The 22,496-nt window shown below is 70.4% G+C and carries 22 protein-coding genes; 11 read left to right on the forward strand and 11 right to left on the reverse strand.

What is annotated here, in order from left to right:
* The 3 genes from E1218_RS20010 to E1218_RS20020 form a co-directional block, all read right to left on the reverse strand.
* Positions 1-353: SDR family oxidoreductase (locus tag E1218_RS20010; RefSeq protein WP_132322355.1), on the reverse strand; the 353-nt coding region annotated here is incomplete at its 3' end.
* A 34-nt stretch (positions 354-387) separates the two neighbouring features.
* On the reverse strand, positions 388-1,092 hold the full coding sequence (gene fabG, locus E1218_RS20015) for a 3-oxoacyl-[acyl-carrier-protein] reductase (protein ID WP_132322357.1): 705 nt from the start codon (positions 1,090-1,092) through the stop codon (positions 388-390).
* 83 nt (positions 1,093-1,175) lie between these two features.
* Positions 1,176-1,388, reverse strand: a complete 213-nt coding sequence (locus E1218_RS20020) for a dodecin (protein WP_132322359.1) — start codon at positions 1,386-1,388, stop codon at positions 1,176-1,178.
* 94 nt (positions 1,389-1,482) lie between these two features.
* Between E1218_RS20020 and E1218_RS20025 the strand changes: the two genes are divergently transcribed.
* Both E1218_RS20025 and E1218_RS20030 read left to right on the forward strand, forming a co-directional pair.
* The gene (locus tag E1218_RS20025) at positions 1,483-1,830 is read left to right on the forward strand and encodes a DUF3099 domain-containing protein (protein WP_132322361.1); all 348 of its coding nucleotides are present in this window, start codon (positions 1,483-1,485) and stop codon (positions 1,828-1,830) included.
* A gap of 177 nt (positions 1,831-2,007) precedes the next feature.
* Positions 2,008-2,211 (forward strand): hypothetical protein, encoded by a 204-nt coding sequence (locus tag E1218_RS20030; protein ID WP_132322363.1) that lies wholly within the window; start codon positions 2,008-2,010, stop codon positions 2,209-2,211.
* Between the two features lie 53 nt (positions 2,212-2,264).
* Here the strand turns inward: E1218_RS20030 and moaA are convergent, their stop codons facing one another.
* The gene (gene moaA / locus E1218_RS20035; protein WP_233712337.1) at positions 2,265-3,284 is read right to left on the reverse strand and encodes a GTP 3',8-cyclase MoaA; all 1,020 of its coding nucleotides are present in this window, start codon (positions 3,282-3,284) and stop codon (positions 2,265-2,267) included.
* Between the two features lie 57 nt (positions 3,285-3,341).
* Between moaA and E1218_RS20040 the strand changes: the two genes are divergently transcribed.
* From E1218_RS20040 to E1218_RS20050, 3 genes are all read left to right on the forward strand, one after another.
* Positions 3,342-4,133 (forward strand): SURF1 family cytochrome oxidase biogenesis protein, encoded by a 792-nt coding sequence (locus E1218_RS20040; protein ID WP_233712338.1) that lies wholly within the window; start codon positions 3,342-3,344, stop codon positions 4,131-4,133.
* Positions 4,060-5,904 (forward strand): glycoside hydrolase family 15 protein, encoded by a 1,845-nt coding sequence (locus E1218_RS20045; protein WP_233712339.1) that lies wholly within the window; start codon positions 4,060-4,062, stop codon positions 5,902-5,904. The genes E1218_RS20040 and E1218_RS20045 overlap by 74 nt, the downstream gene beginning before the upstream one ends.
* Positions 5,905-5,969: 65 nt before the next feature.
* Positions 5,970-6,734: an SDR family oxidoreductase gene (locus tag E1218_RS20050; RefSeq protein WP_233712340.1), complete on the forward strand. Its 765-nt coding sequence runs from the start codon at positions 5,970-5,972 to the stop codon at positions 6,732-6,734.
* 20 nt (positions 6,735-6,754) lie between these two features.
* Here the strand turns inward: E1218_RS20050 and E1218_RS20055 are convergent, their stop codons facing one another.
* On the reverse strand, positions 6,755-7,843 hold the full coding sequence (locus tag E1218_RS20055; RefSeq protein ID WP_132322367.1) for a DNA polymerase domain-containing protein: 1,089 nt from the start codon (positions 7,841-7,843) through the stop codon (positions 6,755-6,757).
* Positions 7,844-8,003: 160 nt separating this feature from the next.
* Here E1218_RS20055 and E1218_RS20060 point away from each other — a divergent pair, with 160 nt between their 5' ends.
* The 6 genes from E1218_RS20060 to E1218_RS20085 all read left to right on the forward strand — a co-directional run bounded on the left by E1218_RS20060 (position 8,004) and on the right by E1218_RS20085 (position 17,886).
* Positions 8,004-9,599: a M4 family metallopeptidase gene (locus E1218_RS20060; RefSeq protein ID WP_132322369.1), complete on the forward strand. Its 1,596-nt coding sequence runs from the start codon at positions 8,004-8,006 to the stop codon at positions 9,597-9,599.
* A 113-nt stretch (positions 9,600-9,712) separates the two neighbouring features.
* A complete protein-coding gene (locus E1218_RS20065) occupies positions 9,713-11,437 on the forward strand; it encodes an FAD-dependent oxidoreductase (protein WP_132322371.1) in 1,725 nt (574 codons plus the stop codon).
* Entirely contained in the window at positions 11,430-12,809 is a 1,380-nt protein-coding gene (locus E1218_RS20070; protein WP_132322373.1) for an adenylate/guanylate cyclase domain-containing protein, read from the forward strand. The genes E1218_RS20065 and E1218_RS20070 overlap by 8 nt, the downstream gene beginning before the upstream one ends.
* Before the next feature lie 81 nt (positions 12,810-12,890).
* The gene (locus E1218_RS20075) at positions 12,891-15,281 is read left to right on the forward strand and encodes a lamin tail domain-containing protein (protein WP_132322375.1); all 2,391 of its coding nucleotides are present in this window, start codon (positions 12,891-12,893) and stop codon (positions 15,279-15,281) included.
* Between the two features lie 65 nt (positions 15,282-15,346).
* On the forward strand, positions 15,347-15,763 hold the full coding sequence (gene msrB, locus E1218_RS20080) for a peptide-methionine (R)-S-oxide reductase MsrB (RefSeq protein WP_132322377.1): 417 nt from the start codon (positions 15,347-15,349) through the stop codon (positions 15,761-15,763).
* A gap of 95 nt (positions 15,764-15,858) precedes the next feature.
* Positions 15,859-17,886 (forward strand): AAA family ATPase, encoded by a 2,028-nt coding sequence (locus E1218_RS20085; protein ID WP_233712341.1) that lies wholly within the window; start codon positions 15,859-15,861, stop codon positions 17,884-17,886.
* A 4-nt stretch (positions 17,887-17,890) separates the two neighbouring features.
* Here E1218_RS20085 and E1218_RS20090 read toward each other — a convergent pair whose 3' ends face one another.
* The 6 genes from E1218_RS20090 to hemE form a co-directional block, all read right to left on the reverse strand.
* Positions 17,891-18,364 carry a phosphotransferase gene (locus E1218_RS20090; RefSeq protein ID WP_132322379.1) on the reverse strand — a complete coding sequence of 158 codons (474 nt, stop codon included), beginning with the start codon at positions 18,362-18,364 and terminating at the stop codon, positions 17,891-17,893.
* Between the two features lie 66 nt (positions 18,365-18,430).
* The gene (locus E1218_RS20095) at positions 18,431-18,808 is read right to left on the reverse strand and encodes a VOC family protein (RefSeq protein ID WP_132322381.1); all 378 of its coding nucleotides are present in this window, start codon (positions 18,806-18,808) and stop codon (positions 18,431-18,433) included.
* Between the two features lie 2 nt (positions 18,809-18,810).
* On the reverse strand, positions 18,811-19,506 hold the full coding sequence (gene hemQ / locus E1218_RS20100) for a hydrogen peroxide-dependent heme synthase (RefSeq protein WP_132322383.1): 696 nt from the start codon (positions 19,504-19,506) through the stop codon (positions 18,811-18,813).
* A complete protein-coding gene (gene hemG, locus E1218_RS20105; protein WP_132322385.1) occupies positions 19,503-20,912 on the reverse strand; it encodes a protoporphyrinogen oxidase in 1,410 nt (469 codons plus the stop codon). The genes hemQ and hemG overlap by 4 nt, the downstream gene beginning before the upstream one ends.
* Complete coding sequence (locus E1218_RS20110) at positions 20,909-21,400, reverse strand: GNAT family N-acetyltransferase (protein ID WP_132322387.1); 492 nt, start codon at positions 21,398-21,400, stop codon at positions 20,909-20,911. Before E1218_RS20110 ends, hemG begins: the two co-directional genes overlap by 4 nt.
* Entirely contained in the window at positions 21,384-22,469 is a 1,086-nt protein-coding gene (gene hemE, locus E1218_RS20115) for a uroporphyrinogen decarboxylase (RefSeq protein ID WP_132322389.1), read from the reverse strand. Before hemE ends, E1218_RS20110 begins: the two co-directional genes overlap by 17 nt.
* Positions 22,470-22,496 lie beyond the last annotated feature (27 nt).

The following is a 22,496-nucleotide window of genomic DNA, read 5'->3' on the forward strand; positions in this document are numbered from 1 at the left end:
GCCTGGGAGACGTCCTCCCACGGACCGTCCAGGAACTTCCCGCCGAGAATGGTCTCCGGGTTGCCGTAGGCGATCGAGTGCACGACGCCGTCCAGGCCGTCGACGTGCTCGCGGACGGCGTCCGGTAGTGCGGCCAGGTGCTCGGCGTTCGTCACGTCCAGCTCGAGCACCGGCGGCTCCTGCGGCAGCCGCTTGGCGATCCGCTTCGTGATGCTCAGCGCACGGCCGAAGTTGGAGATGAGCACGGTGGCGCCTTGCTCCTGCGCGACTTTGGCGGTCGCGAAGCCGATCGACGAGTCGAGCGTGACGCCCGCGACCAGGATGCGTTTACCGTCGAGGATGCCCACCGGCATGTTCCCTTCGAAATCAGACAGAGCTGGAAGTGGGTCAGTTGCCCATGCCGATGCCGCCGTCGACCGGGATCACCGCGCCGGTGATGTAGCCGGCCTCCTCGGAGGCGAGCCAGCGGACCGCGTGGGCGACCTCCTCGGTCAGCCCGAACCGGCCGAGCGGGATCTGGCTCAGGTACTGCTTCTGGGTCTCCTCCGGCAGCACCGCGGTCATGTCCGTCTCGACGAAGCCGGGCGCGACCACGTTCGCGGTGATACCGCGGCTGCCGAGCTCGCGGGCGATGGACCGGGACATCCCGATCAGGCCGGACTTGCTGGCCGCGTAGTTCACCTGGCCGGGCGAGCCGAGCAGGCCGACGACCGAGGAGATGAACACGATCCGGCCCTTGCGCAGCCGCAGCATGCCCTTCGCCGCCCGGCGGGCGACCCGGAACGAGCCGGTCAGGTTGGTGTCCACAACGGCGTCCCAGTCCTCGTCGGACATCCGGAGGAGCAGCGTGTCCCGGGTGATGCCGGCGTTGGCCACCAGCACCTCGACCGGACCCTGCTGGTCCTGGATCGTCTCGAACGCAGCGTCGACCTGCGCCTGGTCGGTGATGTCGCACCTGACCCCGAGGAAGCCCGGCGGCGGCTCGCTAGTGTTGTAGGTGACCGCGACCTGGTCGCCGGCCTCCCGGAACGCGGTCGCGATCGCCAGCCCGATCCCCCGGCTGCCGCCAGTCACCAGCACAGACCTGCTCACAAGCCCTCCTCACGTCGTCGGTCGGACGAACGCTATCGCCCGCCGTCCAGATCCCCGGATGGCGGGTGGTCCGGCACCCCGGGTCAGGAGTCTTCGAGGCGGAAGCCGACCTTCATGCCCACCTGGTAGTGGTCGATCCGGTTGTCGACGATGTGGCCGCGGATCTCGGTGACCTCGAACCAGTCGAGGTGCCGCAGGGTCTCGCCGGCCCGGGTGATGCCGTTGGTGATGGCCTCTTTCACGCCCTCCTTGGACGTGCCGACGATCTCGGTGACCCGGTAGGTGCGATCGGTCATGAGCCAGTCCTTCCACGCATTGTGCAGCCCTCTCCAGCCTGGCTGCGCCTGTGCCGACGGCACGGCGTACCGTTGGTGATGGTGAGGAGGATAGATGTCGAGACGCCGTGAGCGGACTGCTGAACCCGTCATTTCGGTGACGACTGCACAGCCGGGCCGGTCCGAGGATCTGGACAGCCGGATCGTGCGGTACGCCTGGATGATGTCGGTCCGGATCGTCTGCTTCGTGCTCGCCGTCGTCACGCCGTCGCCGTGGCGGTGGATGTTCGTCGTCGCAGCGGTCTTCCTGCCGTACTTCGCGGTCGTGCTGGCGAACGCGCACCGGACCACGAAGGTGTCCGGCGCCGACCCGTTCGTGCCCCCCGAACGGCCCGCGATCGGGACCCGTCACGTGGTCGTCACACCCCCGAATCCCGACCGCGAGAACGACACCGAAAAGTGATCTACGCCGGGACTGGAAACTTCGGCAGCATCCGTGTCAGAATCTCCCGCGTGCTCTGAAGTCCACGAGTGAAATTCAGAGTCTTGATGCGGCGTCGGACGGCTCCCCCCGTGGCTGTCCGACGTCGCTTCATTTCCCCATCCTTTTGATTGTTGAGTAATCAGGAATAGGCCACAGATGCTTGCCGATGCACCCTCGTCCGTCTGCTCTGCCAAGGGATGCGGCGCACCGGCGCGGTGGGCACTGCTCTGGAACAACCCGAAGATCCACACGCCGGACCGGCGCAAGACCTGGTTGGCGTGCGACGAGCACAAGGACAGCTTGTCCGACTTCCTCGACCGCCGGTCATTCCTGCGCGAGGTCGAGCCTTTCTCCGGGTAAAGGCAGCGCACCGAAAAAGTGCATTTCCGGATTGGGCCGGTTTGGTACGGCGCTCAACCGCCGATCGCGGACATCGGACGGGTCGGCTGCAGGAAGCTCGGATCGTTGATCCCGTGCCCCGGGAGTTTGCCGCGCATCGCCCGCCGCCAGCGGTCCGCCAGCTCCTCGTCACCGGCGCCCGCACGCAACGCCGTTCGCAGGTCCGACTCGGTGCGGGCGAACAGGCAGTCGCGCACCTGGCCGTCGGCGGTCAGCCGGACCCGGTCGCAGTCGCCACAGAACGGGCGGGTGACGGACGCGATGATGCCCACGGTCCGCGGCCCGCCGCGCACCGTGAAGGACTCGGCCGGCGCACTCCCCCGGGTCGCGACGTCGGTCGGCTCCAGGCCGAACGGTTCCGCGAGCTGGTCGAGGATCTCGTCCGCGGTCACCATGGTCGCGCGGTTCCAGCCGTGCTGCGCGTCCAGCGGCATCTGCTCGATGAACCGCAGTTCGTAGTCGTGCTCCAGGCAGAACTCGAGCAGCTCCGGCGCCTGGTCGTCGTTCACACCGCGCATCAGGACGGCGTTGACCTTGACCGGCGTCAGCCCCACGGCCTGTGCGGCCTCGAGACCGGCCAGCACGTCCTGGAGCCGGTCGCGCCGGGTCAGCTGCTGGAACGTGTCCGGCCGGATGGTGTCGAGGCTCACATTCACCCGGTCCAGACCGGCGTCCTTGAGGGCCTGGGCCTGCCGGGCCAGGCCGATCCCATTGGTCGTCAGCGACACCTGCGGACGCGGCTCCAGCTCGGTCGTCCGCCCGACGATGCCGACCAGCCCACGTCGGAGCAGCGGCTCACCGCCGGTGAACCGGATCTCGTGCACGCCGAGTAACCGGACGGCAACGGAGACGAGCCGGACGATCTCGTCATCGGTCAGCAGCTCCGGTTTGGCCAGCCAGTCCAGGCCTTCCTCGGGCATGCAGTACGTGCAGCGCAGGTTGCAGCGGTCGGTGAGGGACACGCGCAGATCGGTGGCGACCCGGCCGAACCGGTCCGCCAGCCCCACCTGAGTCACCTCATCGGTAGCCGTCACGCCCCCAGCCTACGTGCCGCGCGCCGACGGTTTCAGGGGATGGCTTAAGTTCGAGATGTGCGTCGTCTGATGAATGTCCGCTGGCTCGCTGCCGCACTGGCGGTTCTGCTGCTCGCGGGCGTGTGTGTCCAGCTCGGTCGCTGGCAGTTCCACCGTCTCGACGAACGCAAGGTCCGCAACGACGTCACCCGCGCCAACCTGGCCGCTCCGCCGGCGCCGATCGACCAGATCGTCGGTCCGGACGGGGTCGTCGGCGACCGGCACGCGTGGCGGACCGCGGTCGTCACCGGCCGGTACGACGCCTCGAAGCAGATCGTCCTGCGATACCGGAACGTGAAGGACCGGCCGGGCTTCGAGATCGTCACCCCACTGATACTCCCGGACGGCAAGGCGGTCCTGGTCGACCGCGGGTTCCTGGCCCGCCAGGGCGCCGAGCTCGCCCCCGGCCACGTCCCCGCCGTACCCGCCGGCGACGTGACCATCACCGGCCGGCTGCGGCGCAGTGAGCGCGGCGGCAGCACCAACGGTGGTACGCCGGACAACGGGACGGCGCGGCTGATCAACGGACCGGACTACGCCCGGGTGCTGAAGCTCGACCTGTACGACGGCTACCTGACGATCGACCAGCAGCAGCCCGCGAACGACCCGGCGTTCGGCACGTTCCCCGGGCCCGAGGTCGACGACGGCCCACACTTCTTCTACGGCCTGCAATGGTTCTTCTTCGCCCTGCTCGCGCTCGGCGGACTGGTCTACTTCTCCCGACAGGACACACGTGGTGACTCCTCCTCCCCCGACGACGACGCGACCGGACCGGAACGACCCGAGGTCCGTGCCGGCGCGGCGGATTGAGGACTACGCGCTGATCGGCGACACCCAGACCGCGGCGCTGGTGTCGACGACCGGTTCGATCGACTGGCTGTGCCTGCCCCGGTTCGACTCGCCGGCCTGCTTCGCCGCCCTGCTCGGGACCGACGACAACGGTCACTGGACACTCGCGCCGCGCGCGGCGGACGCCCGGAACAGCCGGCACTACCGCGGCGACACGCTCGTCCTGGAGACCGAGTGGTCCACGTCGACCGGGGCGGTCAAGGTGATCGACTTCATGCCGCCGCGCGACAAGGCGCCGGACGTCGTCCGGATCGTGCGAGGCCTGAGCGGGCGGGTGGCGATGCGGTCCGAGCTGCGACTGCGGTTCGACTACGGGCACGTCGTCCCTTGGGTACGCCGGTACGACGGTCAGGTGGTCGCGGTCGCCGGTCCGGACGCGGTCTCACTGCGGTCCGACGTACACCAGTACGGTCGCGACCTCGCGACGTACGCGGACTTCGAGGTCTCGGCGGGTGACGGGGCCTGGTTCGTGCTCACCTGGCACCCGTCGCACGAGCCGGCGCCGCCCTCGACCGACGCCGTCGGAGCGCTCGACCCGACCGTGACGTACTGGACCGAGTGGATCGCCCGCGGCACCGACCCGGACGGCTTCGAGCACGAGGTCACCCGGTCGCTGCTCACGCTGAAGGCGCTGACGTACTCGCCGACGGGCGGACTGGTCGCGGCGCCGACCACCTCGTTGCCGGAGGCGCTCGGAGGCGAGCGCAACTGGGACTACCGGTTCTGCTGGTTGCGGGACGCGACGATGACGCTGACCGCGCTGCTGCGATCGGGGTTCACCGAGGAGGCCCAGGCCTGGCGGGACTGGCTGCTCCGGGCGATCGCGGGCTCGCCGGCCGACGTACAGATCATGTACGGCGTCACCGGTCAACGCCGGCTGACGGAGTTCGAGGCCGGCTGGCTGCCCGGATTCGGCGGCTCGCGACCGGTCCGGATCGGCAACGCGGCCGCCGAGCAGTTGCAGATCGACGTGTTCGGCGAGGTGATGGACGTGCTGGCCCTCGCCCGGGAGACGCACATCGGACCGAGCGACGACGCCTGGGCGATGCAGCGCGGACTGATGCGGCACCTGTCCGGGCTCTGGCACCAGCCGGACGAAGGGATCTGGGAGGTCCGCGGCGGCCGGCAGCACTTCACCCATTCGAAGGTGATGGCCTGGGTCGCGTTCGACCGGGCCGCGCGGGCGGTCGAACGGTTCGGCCTGAGCGGGCCGGCGAAGCAGTGGCGCGCGACCGCCGAGGAGATCCATCGGGACGTCTGTGAACAGGCGTTCGACACCGACCGCGGCACGTTCACCCAGGCCTACGGCAGCAAGGCGCTGGACGCCTCGGTGCTGCTCATCCCCCAGGTCGGCTTCCTCCCGCCAGACGACCCGCGGGTGGTCAGCACCGTCGAGACCGTGCAGCGGGAGCTCGCGGACGGCGGGTTCGTCCACCGGTACATCACCGACCACACCGACGACGGCCTGTCCGGCGGCGAGGGCGCGTTCCTGGTCTGCTCGTTCTGGCTGGCCGACTCGCTGGCGTTGATCGGCCGGGTCGGCGAGGCCCGCGCGCTGTACGACCGACTCGTTGCCCTGCGCAATGACGTTGGCCTGCTCGCGGAGGAGTACGACCCGGTGAGCGGCCGAATGCTGGGCAACTTCCCGCAGGCGTTCTCGCACCTCGGCCTGGTGAACACCGCCGGGCACCTGGACAGCCACGAGTCGCCGCTGCGCCGGTCGGCCTACTAGCGCACCAGAGCTTGCCATAGGCACCAACTGGCCTCGGCGTGCGTGATCGGTGGCGGTGAGGCAGGATGGAGCCCGTGGACCTCGGACTGCGCGATCGCACCTATATCGTCACCGGCGCCAGCGCCGGACTCGGCTTCGCCACCGCGAAGGCCCTCGCCGCGGAAGGCGCCCGGCTCGTCATCTCCAGCCGGAGCGAGGAGTCGATCGGCCGCGCGGCGGCCGAGCTCGGTGAGAACGTCGTCGGCATCCCGGTCGACAACGCCGACCCGGAGAGCGCGGAGCGGCTGGCGGCGACCGCGATCGCGAAGTGGGGGGCGCTGCACGGCGCGCTGATCAGCGTCGGCGGCCCGCGGCCCGGGACGGCGCTCGACACCGACGAGAAGGACTGGCGCAACGCCTTCGACAGCGTGTTCCTCGGCGGCCTGCGGATCGCCCGGTCGGTCGCCCGCGCCGGTTCGGACGGTACGTCGATCGCGTTCGTGCTGTCGTCGTCGGTGAAGTCGCCGATCCCCGGGCTGGCGATCTCGAACGGGCTGCGCCCCGGCCTGGCGATGGTCGCGAAGACGCTCGCCGACGAGCTCGGCCCGAACGGGATCCGGGTCAACGGCCTGATGCCGGGCCGGATCGCAACCGACCGGCTGAAGGAGCTCGACGCCAAGGGCGGCGACCCGGAGGCCGCCCGGCGCGCGTCCGAGAAGACCATCCCGCTGCGCCGCTACGGCACCCCCGACGAGTTCGGCCGGGTCGCCGCCTTCGTGCTCTCCCCGGCCGCCTCCTACATCACCGGCGCCATCCTCCCCATCGACGGCGGCGCCCTGCGCGGGTACTAGGCGACGTCGGCCGGTCGGCCCTACGGCGTGATCCGGTTGCCTTCGTCGTCCCAGTGATCGGCGACCTTCTTGCTCGGCTGCACACGCGGCGGCTCTCCCGGCATCTTCGGGTAGTCCGGCGGGAAGTTCAGCTCCCCGCCCGGCAGTTCCTCCCACAGCCGCAGCAGTGGGTCGAGTGCGTACGCCGTCTCGTCCATGTCCGCCCACGGGTCACCATCGGCGAGGTACTCCGGGACGGTGTGCAGGTTGAACGCCCGCGGATCGTCGACCTCGGCCAGCCGCTGCCACGTCATCGGCGTACTGACCGGGGCACCGGGCCGCGGTCGGAGCGACCACGCACCGGCGACGGTGCGGTCGCGCAGGTTCTGGTTGTAGTCGAGGAAGACCGCCGCGTCGCCGCGCTCCTCCTTCCACCACGCGGTGGTGACGGCGTCGTCGCGGCGCTCCAGCTCCCGCCCGAGGCCGATCGCCGCGTGCCGGGTCTCGTCGAACGACCACTCCGGCCGGATCCGCACGTAGATGTGGATCCCCCGGTTGCCGCTGGTTTTCGGATATCCCCGAAGCCCCAGCTCCTCGAGCAACTCACGGGCGACGCCGGCGACCCGCCGGGCGTCGGCGAAGGTCGCCCCCGGCTGCGGGTCGAGGTCGATCCGCAGCTCGTCCGGATGGTCGAGATCGCTCTTGCGCACCGCCCAGGGGTGGAAGGTCAGGGTGCCCATCTGGGCCGCCCACACCGCGGCCGCGATCTCGGTCAGGCACAGTTCATCGATCGGGCGGTCGTTCGGTGTCAGCACCCTGCAGGTCTCGAGCCAGTCCGGTGCGCCCTTCGGCAGGCGCTTCGAGTAGAAGCCGTCGCCGGTCTGCCGGCCGGTCGCGTCGACGGACAGCGTCATCCCCTCGCGCCAGCCGCCGGGCCAGCGCTCCAGCGCGACCGGACGGTCGCCGGACGCGTGCATGAACGCGGCGCCGACGCCGGCGAAGTACTCACAGACCTGGAGTTTGGTGACCTCCGGGGCCCACTCGGTCGCTTCGTAGACGATCCGCTCCGGGCTGGAGACGCGGACTTCCCGGTCACCTACGGGGAGCATCACCGCTGTGGTCTTCGCCATGGCGTGACGGTATCGCCCGGAACCGACCAAGTCCGGTCGTCGTGCGGCGGAAGAGCGACTTTTCTCCACCTCTGGCCACGGTAGGTGACCGAGCGGTAACGTGCCTGCACCTCGTTCCCGGGGCGTGAGGCTCCCGGGACGCCGAACAAGGAGCGCGAGGATGAACAGATCCGCCCTGTTCGCCGCTGCCACCGCAGTCGCGACCACCACCGCCCTCGGTCTGACCAGCGCCGGCACCGCCACCGGTGCGCCGACGGCAGACCCCGTCCCCACCCCCGCCGCGGCGGTCGCCCGGGCCAAGGCTGCCGTCGGCGACCATCTCGCCGCCCTCAAGGCCACCGGCACCGACGCGTTCGTCGTCCGCGACGTGATCGTCGACGCCGACGGCTCCAGCCATGTCCGGATGGACCGGACCAACGGCGGGCTCAAGGTGCTCGGCGGTGATGTCGTCGTCCACCAGGCCAAGGACGGCAGCTGGAAGGGCGCCAGCCTGACGCTGAGCCGCCCCGCCCACGTGAACCGGACGCCGAAGCTGAGTGCTGCCACCGCCACCGCGAAGGCCCTGGGCCGCGGCCAGAAAGCCGAGGGCAGGCCCTCGCTCGTGATCGAGGCCCGCAAGGGCGCGCCGCGACTGGCCTACCAGGTCGCCTCGGCCGGGACCCAGGCGGACGGCACGCCGAGCCACGTCACCACCACGATCGACGCGCTGACCGGTGCCAAGCTGGTCTCCGAGCAGCACATCCACACCGCTTCCGGCGACGGCCAGAGCCTGTACAGCGGGACCGTGGCGATCGAGAGCACGCCGGCCACCGGCGGGTTCACGCTGACCGACCCGACCCGCGGCAACGGGTACACGGCCGACGCGAACAACAGGACCGACTCGGTCCTGTGCCAGCTCTTCGGCTTCGGCTGCCCGGTGCCGACCCGGTTCACCGACGCCGACAACCACTGGGGCAACGGCCTGAACACCAACCGGCAGACCGCCGCCGTCGACGCGCACTACGGCGCCGCCAGGACCTGGGACTACTTCAAGACCCAGCACGGCCGCAACGGCATCTTCAACGACGGCAAGGGCGTCCCGAGCCGGGTGCACTACGGCAACAACTACGTGAACGCCTTCTGGGACGGCAAGCAGATGACGTACGGCGACGGCGACGGCGTCGTGGCCGGTCCGCTGGTGTCGATCGACGTGGCCGGGCACGAGATGTCCCACGGCGTCACCACGGCGACCGCGAACCTCACCTACTCGGGTGAGTCCGGCGGCCTGAACGAGGCCACGAGCGACATCTTCGGCACCTTCGTCGAGTTCTCCGCGAACAACGCCGCCGACCCCGGCGACTACTACATCGGCGAGGAGATCATGAAGGACCGGCCGGCTCTGCGCTACATGGACAAGCCGAGCAAGGACGGCAACTCGGTCGACTGCTACTACTCCGGTGTCGGCAACCTCGACGTGCACTACTCCTCCGGCGTGGCGAACCACTTCGCCTACCTGGCCGCGGAGGGCACCGGCGCCAAGGAGTTCGGCGGCCTGCCGCACGACTCCACCAGCTGCAACGGCTCCACCGTGACCGGGATCGGCCGGGACAAGGTCGGCAAGATCTGGTACCGCGCACTGACCACGTACATGACGACGGGTACGACGTACGCACAGGCCCGGACCGCGACGCTGAACGCGGCCACCGACCTGTACGGCGCAGGCAGCAACGAGCGCGCGGTCGTCGCCGCCGCGTGGTCGGCCGTCAGCGTCAACTGATTGTTTGAACGGAGTTCGGACTTCGCCGGTCCTGTCCCACTGGGGCGGACAGGACCGGCGAACAAACGTTTTGTCCATTGCTCATCGCTGCGCGCGGACCTACCGTCACAAGCATGGGAGGGGAACCCGGGGACAGGTTGAGCCTGCGCAAGGCTCGGCCGCTGATACTGGTCGTCGACGTGGATCCGCTGCGGCTGGAGCGGAGTGAGACAGAGCTCGGACGGGCGTTCGGCGTCGATTTCCGCGTTCGCGGTGAACTCACCGCGGACGCGGCGTCGGAGTGTCTGCGACTCGCACACGAGCTGGGGCAGCGGGTGGCCGTGGTCCTGGTCGACCACGTGCTCCCCGACGACGACCGGACCGCGATCTTCGACCGGTCCAGGACGCTGCACCCGGACGCACGGCGGGCACTGCTGGTCGAGTGGGGCGCGTGGGCGGACCGTTCGACCGCGTCCGCGATCCTGACCGCGATGTCGGTCGGCGACATCAACTACTACGTGCTGAAGCCGTGGATCGAACGCGACGAACTGTTCCACCGGACGGTCGCGGAGTTCATCCAGGAGTGGTCCCGGAACGAGGTCGCCAACCTGCGCGAGGTGGTCGTGATCGCCTCGGACCACTCGGTCCGCGGTCAGGCGATCCGCAGCCTGCTGGCCCGCAACGGGATCCCGAGCGCCTTCCGGGCCAGTGGGACGCCGTTGGCCGACGCCGCCCTGAGGTACATCAGCGAGCCGGATCCCGGTGACGGCGTGCTGGTATGGATGCCGGCGATCGGCGGCACCATCCTGCACGACCCGACCGACGCGGAGATCGCCGAGGCCTGGGGTGTGCCGACGTCACTGGCCGACGGCACGGACTCGTTCGACGTACTGGTGATCGGCGCCGGACCAGGCGGTCTGGCCGCGGCCGTCTACGCCTCCTCGGAGGGGTTGCGGACACTGGTGGTGGAGCGCGAGTCCATCGGCGGGCAGGCGGGCACGAGTTCGCTGATCCGGAACTACCTGGGGTTCTCGCGCGGGATCCGCGGGTCCGAGCTGGCCCAGCGCGGGTACCAGCAGGCCTGGGTCTTCGGAGCGCACTTCGTGCTGATGCGGTCGATCGTCTCGCTGGAGAAGGAGGACGAGCACTTCCGCGCGGTCATCGGTGACGTGGGCGAGGTGACGGCCCGGGCGGTCGTGCTGGCGACCGGGGTGTCGTACCGCCGGCTGGACGTCCCGGAGTTGGAGTCCCTGATGGGGAACGGCGTCTACTACGGCGCCAGCGTCTCCGAGGCCCACGGTCTGCAGGGCCTCGACGCATGTGTGGTCGGTGGCGGCAACTCGGCCGGCCAGGCGGTCCTGCACCTGGCCCGGTATTGCCGCCAGGTGACGTTGGTGATCCGCGGCAACGACCTGAGCGCAAGCATGTCGCAGTACCTGATCGACGCCATCGACGCGGCGCCCAACGTGGCGTTGCGGGCCAACAGCGAGGTCGTCGGTGGCGGCGACGACGGGCGGCTCGAGCACGTGACCGTGCGGGACCGGCGGACCGGCGCCGAGGAGTCGATGCCGTCGGCCGGGCTGTTCGTGATGATCGGTGCGGTGCCCGGCACCCAGTGGTTGCCGGACAAGGTCGGCCGGGACGGCCGGGGCTTCGTGCTGAGCGGGTCCGACGCAGCCGCCGATCCGCAGTGGAACGAGTCGCGGCCGCCGCAGCCGTACGAGACCACCCTGCCCGGCTTGTTCGCGATCGGCGACGTCCGCTGCGGCTCGGTCAAACGGGTCGCGTCGGCGGTCGGTGAGGGGTCCGTGGTGGTGTCGCAGATCCACACCCATCTGAAGGCGTCCGCCAATGGCTGAACGGCGGTTCGTCTACACGCCGGCGATGATCGGCCTGACGGCCGTCGTCCTGCTGATACCGCTGGCGGGGCTGCTGCTGCTCTTGCAGCGACCGGAGTTGGACGTGCACTGGGAGCACCACCCGTCGCACTTCTGGCTCGTGCTGCTGACCGCTGTGCTGAGCGCCGTACTCGCGTATGTGACGGGTGCCGCGGCGCTGCGCCGTGGTGACCCGCGGGTGCTGCTGGTGTCGCTGGCGTTCCTGTCGGCGGCCGGGTTCCTCGGGTTGCACGCGCTGGCGACGCCGAAGGTGCTGCTCGACACCCCGAACGCCGGGTTCACGCTGGCGACCCCAGTGGGCGTGGCGCTGGCGTCGGTGTTCGCGGTCCTGTCGAGCCTGAACTTCTCCGGCGAACGGACAGTGTCCGCGGTCCGGTGGGGACGGTTGCTGCGGGCGGCCCTGCTGATGCTGATGGCGTTGTGGGCGGCGGCATCGGTCCTGCGATTGCCTCCGCTGCACGGCACCGCCGTACCCGAGGTTGCCGACGGCATCCTCACCGGGCTCGCGATCCCCGCGATCGGGCTGTACGCGGTCGCGGCCGGGCGCTACCTGCGCACCTGGTGGCAACGGCCGTCGCTGATGCTGCTGTCGATGATCGCCGCGTTCGTCCTGCTCGCCGAGGCGATGGTCTCGCTGGTGTTCGCGCGGAACTGGGCACTGTCGTGGTGGGAGTGGCACGTGCTGATGCTGGCCGCGTTCGTCCTGGTCGTGGCCGGCGTGCGCATCCAGTGGTACGAGGAGCGGTTCGCCGACCTCTACGTCGAGGACACGGTGTCCGGGCGACGGGAGCTGAGTGTGCTGTTCGCCGACCTGCAGGGGTTCACCACGTTCTCCGAGCGCCACGACCCGGCCGAGGTCACGGCGATGCTGAACACGTACTTCCAGGTCGTCGTGCCACCCGTCGTACGGCGTCACGGCGGTGACGTCGACCGGATCATCGGTGACGCGCTGATGGTCACCTTCAACAAGCGCGGCGACCAGCCGGACCACGCCGAGCGGGCCGCCGCGGCCGGGCTCGCGTTGCAGGAGGCGGCGGCGGCCGTCCAGCTGGCGCACCCGGAGTGGCCGCGCTTCCGGGTCGGTATCAACAGCGGGATCGCCTCGGTCAGCCTGCTGGGCACCGAGGGCGGCCGCACCCACACCGTCATCGGCGACACCGTGAACGTCGCCTCCCGGATCGAAGGCAAGGCCCCTGGCGGCGGCGTGGCCATCGGCCCGGCCACCAAGGCGCTGCTGCCCGAGGCGGTGACCGAGTCGCTCGGCCTGCTGGAGCTCAAGGGCAAGGCCGAACCGCTCGAGGTCTACCGCCTGCTCGCGCTGCCCGGCGAATGATCACCCGTGCCTTTCGCGGGCGTACCTGCTGTTCACGTGCTGGACCTTGGCCGGGACCGGTGCGGGTGTGAGAATCCGGCCATGTCTGCCCAGATCCGATCACGGCGCCGCCTGGGCGCCCTTGTGGTCACCTCGAGTCTCGTCTTCTCCGGCGCAGCGGTCGCACTCGTCGCCCCATCGGCCGACGCCGCGTCGTCCACCGTCGTCATCACCGAGGTGTACGGCGGTGGCGGCAACAGTGGCGCGCAGTACACGCACGACTTCATCGAGCTGACCAACAACAGCGCGACCCCGGTCGACCTGAGCGGATGGTCGGTGCAGTACGCGTCGGCCGCCGGCACGAGCTGGCAGGTCACCCGTCTCAGCGGCAGCATCGCCCCCGGCGCCGCCTACCTGGTCCAGGAGGCAGCCGGCGCCGGCGGCACCACGCCGTTGCCACCTGCCGAGGCCACCGGCAGCATCCCGATGTCCGCGACGAACGGCAAGGTCGCTCTGGTGAACAACCAGACACCGCTGGCCTGCGGGACGGCCTGCTCGGCCGCGGCGGGTGTGATCGACTTCGTCGGGTACGGGTCGGCCAACGACTTCGAGACCGCCGCGGCGCCGGGTCTGTCGAACACCACGTCGGCCACCCGCAAGGTCCCGACGACCGACGCGGACGACAACAGCACCGAGTTCGCCGCGGTCGCCCCGTCGCCGAAGACGCTGACCTCGACCCCGCCGGACCCGGACCCGGTCGACGCGAAGATCCACGACGTCCAGGGCGCCGCGCACCTGTCGCCGCTGGCCGGCAAGATCGTCGCGAACGTGACCGGCGTGGTCACCGCGAAGGGCGGCAACGGCTTCTGGTTCCAGGACCCGCAGCCGGACGCTGACCCGGCCACCAGCGAGGGTCTGTTCGTGTTCACAGGGACGGCGCCGACGGTGAACGCCGGAGACGCGGTGACGGTGAAGGGCGCGGTCGCCGAGTTCCGTCCCGGCGGCTCGGGCGGCACCGACAACCTGACCACCACCGAGATCGTCAACCCGACGATCACGGTGACCGGCACGGCCGCCGTACCGGCCCCGGCGATCGTCGGACCGGGCGGCCGGGTCCCACCGTCGACCGTGATCGACGACGACTCGAACGGTGACGTCGAGACCACCGGTACCTTCCAGCCGGCCACCGACGGGATCGACTTCTGGGAGTCCCTGGAGGGCATGTGGCTGGGGATCGACCAGCCCCAGGTCACCGGCCCGACCAACTCGTTCCGTGAGCTGTCCGTCGTACCGGCGGGCTCGAGTGTGCGGACCGTCCGCGGCGGCATCGTGCTGCAGAAGGCCGACTCCAATCCCGAGCGGGTGCTGCTCGACGACCTGCTCGCGCCGATCCCGGACGCCAAGACCGGCGACCGGCTCGCGGGTGTCGTGGCCGGCGTGCTCGACTACTCGTTCGGCAACTTCAAGTTCCTGCCGACGCAGGCGCCGACGGTGGTCGACGGCGGCGTCACCCGCGAGGTGACCAGGCGGTCCTCGCCGCTGCAGGTGTCGGTCGCGACCTTCAACGTGGAGAACCTCGACCCGACCGACGGTGCCGCCAAGTTCGACGGGCTGGCCCAGGCGGTCGTCCGCAACCTGGCGTCGCCGGACATCATCGGCCTTGAGGAGGTGCAGGACAACGACGGCGCGACGAACTCCGGCACCACAGCCGCCGACGTCACTCTGGACATGCTCGTGGCCGCGATCCGGCGGGCCGGCGGACCGAAGTACGCCTGGCGGCAGATCGACCCGGTGAACAACGCCGAGGGCGGTCAACCGGGCGGCAACATCCGGGTCGCGTTCCTGTTCCGGACCGACAAGCCGGTGAAGTTCGTCGACCGCGCCGGTGGCGGTTCGACCGTCGCGACCACGATCGTCACCGACCGGTTCGGCCGGCCGCACCTGAGCTCGTCGCCCGGCCGCGTCGACCCGGCCAACCCGGCCTGGGAGGCCGCCCGTGTCCCGCTCGCCGGCGAGTTCGTCTGGCACGGCAGAAGCCTGTTCGTGGTGGTCAACCACTTCAGCTCCAAGGGCGGCGACGACCCACTGTGGGGCCGGACCCAGCCGCCGGTGCAGGTGACCGCGCCCCAGCGGCACCAGCAGGCCGAGTCGGTGCGCGGGTTCGTCGACCAGATTCTGGCCGAGGACAAGGGCGCGAACGTGATCGTGCTCGGCGACATCAACGACTTCGACTTCTCCGAGACGACCGACATCCTGATCGGCTCCGGGAAGACGGCGCTGGTCGACCTGCCGCGGACGCTGCCGCTGACGGAGCGCTACAGCTACGTGTTCGAGGGCAACAGCCAGATCCTCGACCAGATCCTGATCTCGCAGAACCTGCGGCCGGCGTCGTCGTACGACATCGTCCACCTGAACGCCGAGTTCCCCGACCAGATCAGCGACCACGATCCGCAGGTCGCCCGGGTGACTCCGCTCCCGTCCTGGGTGCGCTGATCACGGGACCCTTACGTGCGGCGCCCGGGCGGGGTTTTCCTTGCCCGGGCACCGATACTTGAGGTGTGACAGATGACATCAAGCAGTACGCCGTCCAGAAGTCGGAGGCGGAGTGGAAGGCGCAGCTCTCCCCCGCCGAGTTCCAAGTACTGCGCCAGGCCGGGACCGAGCGGCCGTTCACCGGGGAGTACACCGACACCAAGACGCTCGGCGTGTACAAGTGCCGCGCGTGTGACGCCGAACTGTTCCGCAGCGAGTCGAAGTTCGACTCCCACTGTGGGTGGCCGTCGTTCTTCGCCCCGCTGGCCGAGGACCGGGTGCAGTACATCGAGGACATCACCCTCGGCATGAAGCGCGTCGAGGTCCGCTGCGCCAATTGCGGCTCCCACCTCGGCCACGTCTTCGAGGGCGAGGGCTACCCGACTCCCACCGACCTGCGCTACTGCATCAACAGCATCAGCCTCACCCTCCAGCCCGCCTGACGCCCGATCCGCCTTGGGCACCGCGTCGGCTGCTCACGCACTAGAGTGAGCCCGCGCGTAGCCAGGCCAGGTGCTCCAGGGCGGAAAGGATTCATGTGGCTGACCAGACCCGTCAACGGCGTGTGCTCGACGTTCTCGGGGCTGGACAGCCCTGGGACGTGCCGGAGGAGTGGCTGGCCGGGGTCCGCGGCCGCCTGCGGGCCTGGGGCGACGACCCGGGGACGCTGCGACCTCTGCGGTCGGACGCGTTTCCGGACTTCGTCAAGGGAACGCCGGCGGCGGTGTGGTTCACCCACCAGGTCGCACCGCTGTTGACCGGCTGGATCCCGATCCTGCACGGCGAGTACGCCGACATCTCGGCCGCGCTGACCCGGGACTTCCACCGGCCGTCGGTCCGGATCGGCGGGGCCGGACACGTGATCCGGGTCGCGGCTCTCGACTGGCCACTGCAGATGGTCGCCGGTGCCCAGGGCTTCCGGGAACACGGCCGCCGGCAGGCACTGCAGCTCTCCCGCGACGTGATCGGCCTGTTCGTGGACGCGCCGCCGATGGCCGCGCGCGCTCAGGCGCTGACCAGCGCGTTCGACCGGGTCCTCGCCGACCGCGAGACCACCCGGATGCACACGTCCGCCGGGTACGACGAGATTGCGCAGTACTGGCGGACGACGGCGCTCACCGACCACGAACCCACCGCCGTACCGGAGCTGGCCGGACCGACGCCGGTACTGCGCTACTCGCTCAACTCGCTGCGGGACGCCCAGGCCAGACTCGTGATGGCGCTGCCCGACGACGACACCGACGACTTCGCCCAGCTGCTGTCCCGGCTGATCCTGACCACCGGGCTCGGCGGCCTCCCGCCGGCCGTCGCCCAGATCCTTGGCCCTGCCACCCAGGACGTCGAGAAAGCGCTCGCCGACATCCGAGGCGGCTTCGACCGGCACAACTGGCTGGCCGGCAACGCCGAGCGGCTGGCCCGCGCAGTACGCCACGGGCAGAGCGCCCTCGCGCGCTCCTGGGCCGCCGCGGCCACCCGGGTCTCGGTCCACCTGGCCGGCGTCCTGGCCGACCGGCCGTGGCCCGAACCGCAGGTCCCCGATCTGACCGCGTTCTTCCGGGCCCTCGACCGTGAGCGGGAAGCCCTCGACGCCCGGACCGCGTCGACCCAGTCGGAGCAGAGCCTTTCGGGCGCCTGGAGGTCCGTCCAGGGCGACACCGGCTCCGCGAAAGCGGACTCCGACCCTGGGCCGACGGCCCAGGGACCGGTGGACTACAGCGAGAACCCGCTCGCCGAGCTCGACTCGCTGATCGGCCTGGAATCGGTCAAGGACGCCGTCCGCCGGATGGTGGCCGAGATCAAGACCAACCTGCGCCGCCAGGAGCTCGGCCTGCCGAGTCACGAGCGCGCCCGGCACATGGTGTTCGTCGGCAAGCCCGGGACCGCCAAGACCACGATCGCCCGGTTGCTGAGCCGGGTCTACAAGCAGCTCGGCGTGCTCGAGAAGGGCCACGTGGTCGAGGTCGACCGGTCCGACCTGGTCGGGTCGACCGTCGGCACCACGGCGCCGATGACCGCTGCCAAGTTCCGCGAGGCGCTCGGCGGCGTGCTGTTCGTCGACGAGGCGTACACGCTGGTGCCGGAGAACAGCCCGGGCGACTACGGTCTCGAAGCCGTGGCCACCCTGCTGAAGATGATGGAGGACCACCGCGACGACTGCATCGTGATCGTCGCCGGCTACCACCGCGAGATGCAGCGGTTCATGGAGTCCAACACCGGTCTGGCGTCGCGGTTCCCGAAGCTGCTGTCGTTCAGCGAGTACGACACCGACCAGCTGGTCGCGATCTTCGAGCTGCAGGCCCGGCAGAAGGGCATGCTCTACACCGACGCCGTGCTGGACGTGGTCCGCGACATCATTCCGCCGGCTCCCCGGGGCCACAACTTCGGCAACGGCCGGTTCATCCGGAACGTGCTCGAGGAGGCCATCTCCAACCAGGCGACCCGCCTCTCCACCCGCGACCCGGACAGCTTGACCGAGCGCGACCTGCGCGAGCTGCTGCCGATGGACGTCAAACCACCCACGTCGATGCGGGCCGAGGACTACCTCCTGCAGAAGCCGGGGACCTGACCCGTCAGTCCAGCAGGCAGGCGCGCCGCGCGAGGATCCAGGCGGCGGCTTTCCGGTACCCGGCCGGATGGTCCTCCTCGGCCTGAACGGCGTACGCCCGGTTCCCGGCCCGGATCTGCTGCGACATCTCGGCGGCGACGGCGAGCAGGCGCAGGACCGCCAGGTCGACCAGGTCCGCCGGTGTCACGCCCGCGCCGTACGCCGAGCAGAACTGGCGCAGGCGGGTGGCCCGGTCGGGTGGTGTCGGCCGGCCCCACAGTGGCAGGTCCTCGGTCGGGTGGAACGGAACGAACTGATGGGCCGCGTAGGCCAGGTCCCAGGCCCGGTTCGACGGACCGGCCGTGTCCCAGTCGATGATTCCGGTGACCTCGGTGCCGGTGAACACGAAGTTCCACGGAGCCAAGTCGTGGTGGCCGATGCAGTCCGTCACGACCGGTACGGCGTACTCCTGGTGCCGCCACCCGTCGTCGACCGGCATGCCGTTCGACCACGTCGCCGTGCCGGACAAGCGCGGCGAAGCGGCCGCCGGAGAGCTCCTCGGGCATCAGACCGGAGTGGCCAGGGCGACGGGGTTGTGGTCCGGGTCGGAGACGTACGCCTGGCGCTCGCCCCACGGCATCGTCGCCGGCTCCTGGAGGACCGGGTGGCCGGCGGCCCGGAAGGCTTCCACGTCGGCCTCGACGTCGTCGACGTACACGAACAGCTCGAAGCGTGGAGCAGCACCGACAGTGATGCCGAGCTGGGCCTCGGGCCAGTTGGAGTGGGCGATGCCGAGTGAGGAGTCGCCGCGTTCCAGGCCGACGTAGTGCGGGTCGCCCTCCAGCGGGAACTGGTACGTCGGTGCGTAGCCGAGCAGGCTGTAGAAGTCGACGGACCGGCGTACGTCGGTGACGTACAGCACCGGGAACGCTTTGCGCTGCACCGTCAGGCCAGGTTCGCGACCAGCTCGCCGAGCTCGGTCCGCTTGCCGGTGTAGAACGGCACTTCCTCGCGCACGTGCCGGCGCGCGGTGGACGCCCGCAGGTCGCGCATCAGGTCGACCATCCGGTACAGCTCGTCCGCCTCGAACGCCAGCATCCACTCGTAGTCGCCCAGTGCGAACGACGCCACCGTGTTCGCCCGGACGTCGGGGTAGCCGCGGGCCATCTTGCCGTGTTCGGCGAGCATGAACCGGCGCTCCTCGTCCGGCAGCAGGTACCACTCGTACGACCGCACGAACGGGTAGACGCAGACATACGCCCGCGGTTCCTCGTCGGCCAGGAACGCCGGGATGTGGCTCTTGTTGAACTCGGCCGGCCGGTGCAGCGCGAGCTGCGACCAGATCGGCGCGAGGTGGCGCCCGAGCCGCGACCGCCGCAGCGCGTGGTACGCCTTCTGCAACGCGTCCGACGTCGGCGCGTGCCACCAGATCATGAAGTCGGCGTCCGCCCGGAAGCCCTCGACGTCGTAGATCCCGCGGATCACCACGTCGTCGGCCTGGAGCTTGGCCACCAGGTCGGACAGCTCGGCGGTCAGCTCGTCGCGGTCCGCGTCGCCCAGCGGCGTCTCCACCTTGAAGACCGACCACATGGTGTACCGGATCGTATTGTTCAGCTCACGCGCCTTCGGCTTCTCTGTCACGGAGCCATTGTCTCCAATGCCGCCAGGTGGGCCTGCACCCGGGTTGCCGCCGTTCCACCCGACGCGACACACGCAGCGATGCCGACACCTCGGTACGCCGCCCCGCACACCGCCAAACCGGGCTCCGCAGCGACAGCGGTCTCAACGCGGTCCAGGCGGCCCAGGTGCCCCACGGCGTACTGCGGAAGGCCTCCGCCCCACCTGGTCACCAGGGAGCCCACCACAGGCGCCTGTAGCCCGACTGCACGGCGCAGGTCGGCCGTCGCCAGCGCCACCAGCTCCTCGTCCGGCCGCTGGAGCACGTACTCCTCGCCGAGCCGTCCGACTGAGGCTCGCAGTACAGCCAGCTCTCCCCCGGCGTCACTCGACCACTGCCACTTCGCGTGCGAGTACGTCGATGCCTTGATCGTCCGCCCCTCGACCGATGGCACCAGGAAACCGGAGCCGGTGGCGCCTTCCGGCCAGTCCCGCTTGCGCACGGCGAGCGTCACGATTGCCATGCTCGCGTACTCGATCGTCGCCAGCTCCACCGACGCCGCAGGCACCAGCTCGGTCAGCATCCGTGCCGCCGGTGCCGCGGGGACGGCGACGACCACGGCGTCCGCGGTCAGGTACGTCGGCTCCGGCACCGGCCCGGCCTCGAGCGTGAAGCCGTCCGCGCCGCGAGTGATCTTGCGGACCGCGACCTTCCGGCGGATATCCACCCCGCGGGCGGTCAGTTCCTTCTCCAACGCCTCGACCAGCCGGTTGACTCCACCGACGATGCCGGCGAACACGGGTTGCCCGGCGCGCTGCCGGCCGGCCTCCCGGAGCTCCGCGGTCGCCGAGAGCAGGCTGGGCGCGGTCCGCAGCTTCGCGAACAGCTCGGGTACGGCGGCCGCGAGCGAGATCTCCTCGGCCCGGCCGGCGTACACCCCGCCGAGCAGCGGATCGACCAGCTTGTCCGTCACCGCGGAGCCCATCCGCTCGGCAACGAACCGGCCGATCGCCACGTCCTCGGTCAGCGCCGGTGACCGCAGCTCGGCCTCGTGCGCCACCTGCTCGGCCGCCTCGGGCCCGAGTACGTCGGCCGTCGCGGACGGCTCGACCGGAACACCCATCACCGTCGGCGGAATGGCCCGGATCCGGTCACCGATCCACAGCCCGGCCGAGGTGGTCGCCGGGTGCACCAGGTCGTCCCCGAGCCCGACCGCCTTGATCAGGTCGACCGCCTCGGGGCGCCGGGCCAGCACCGACTCGGCGCCGAGATCTACCGGCACACCTTCGAGCACGTCCCCGGCGAGCTTCCCGCCGAGCCGCGACGAGCCCTCCAGCACGGTGATCCGCGGTGGATTCGGCCCGGTCGCGAGCGCGTACGCGGCCGCCAGGCCGCTGATCCCGCCACCGACCACGACGACCGAACTCACGAGTCCGCCGATCTCAACTCGTACCTTTGGTGATCGTCACCGACCCGGCGGAAACCGGCCCGCGTCAGCACGGTCTGCGAGGCGACGTTCGTGGCCGAGGTCCCCGCCCACAGGGTCGTCAGCCCGTACTCGGAGGCGGCCAGCCGGGCGAGCGCCCGCACCGCCGCCGTAGCGAGCCCCTTGCCGGCAGCCTTCTCCGCGATCCGGTAACCGAGCTCCGCCGTGCCGTTCTCGAGGTCGACCAGGTTCACCCGGCCGACCACGGCTCCGGCGTCGTCGACGAGTACATGGAACCGGCAGATCCCCGCTTCCTGCTCGGCGAGCAGCGCCGCGTGCCTGGCAGCGAACTCCTCGAAGTAGCCGTCCCCGCGGTCCACGATCGATGCCGCGAAGTACGCCCGGTTCTCGATCTCGAAGGCCAGGACAGCGTCGGCGTGCGCCGCGGTCAGGGGTTCGAGTGTCACGTCGTGGTCAGGCAGTCGGTGCATGAGCCGACTTCTCGTGGACGTGCCGGACGACGCGGTGCAGCACCTCGGGGTCGGCGTCCGGCGGGACACCGTGGCCGAGGTTGAAGATGTGGCCGGGGGCCGCCGTGCCCTCGGCGAGGATGCGGTCGATCTCCGGCGCCAGGGCGTCCCAGCCGGCGAACAGCAGCGCCGGGTCCAGGTTGCCCTGGACCGGCTTCGGCCCCGATCCGGCCGCGGTGATCCGCCGGACCGCCTCGTCCAGCGGGACCCGCCAGTCGACGCCGACGACGTCCGCGCCGGCCTCGCTCATCAGCCCGAGCAGCTCGCCGGTGTTCACACCGAAGTGCAGCCGCGGGACGCCGTACGACGCCAACGCGTCGAACACCTTCGCCGAGTGAGGTTGGACGAACTCGGCGTAGTCGCGGGCCGACAGCCCGCCCGCCCACGAGTCGAACAACTGGATCGCCGACGCGCCCGCCTCGATCTGGACGGTCAGGTAGGCGATCGCCACGTCGGCCAGCCGGTCGGCCAGCGCGTGCCACAGCTTCGGGTCGCCGTGCATCAGCGCCTTGGTCTTCGCGTGGTCCTTGCTCGGCCCGCCCTCGACCAGGTACGACGCCACCGTGAACGGCGCCCCGGCGAAGCCGATCAGCGGGGTGCCGTCGAGCTCGGCGACCAGCTGCTGCACCGAGGCCGTGATGTACGGCACGTCCGCCGGCGTCACCGGGCGGACCGCGTCCAGGCCGGCGGCGTCGCGCACCGGTACGGCGACCACCGGGCCGACGCCGGGCTTGATCTCGATGTCGACGCCGACCGCTTTCAGCGGCAACACGATGTCGGAGAAGAAGATGGCCGCGTCGACGCCGTAACGGCGTACCGGCTGCAGCGTTATCTCGACAACGAGGTCGGGGCGCATGCAGGACTCGAGCATCGTGGTGCCCGCGCGGATCGCCCGGTACTCCGGCAGCGAGCGACCGGCCTGACGCATGAACCACACCGGCGTGTGCGGCCCCGGCTCACCCCGGGCAGCGAGCAGAAAGGGAGAACCGTCGGTCGCGCTGGGTGAGGAAGTAGGCGGTGTCAAGGGCACACGGCGATGATCCCACGCTGCCTCCAC

Source organism: Kribbella turkmenica (genome assembly GCF_004348725.1).
GTDB lineage: Bacteria > Actinomycetota > Actinomycetes > Propionibacteriales > Kribbellaceae > Kribbella > Kribbella turkmenica.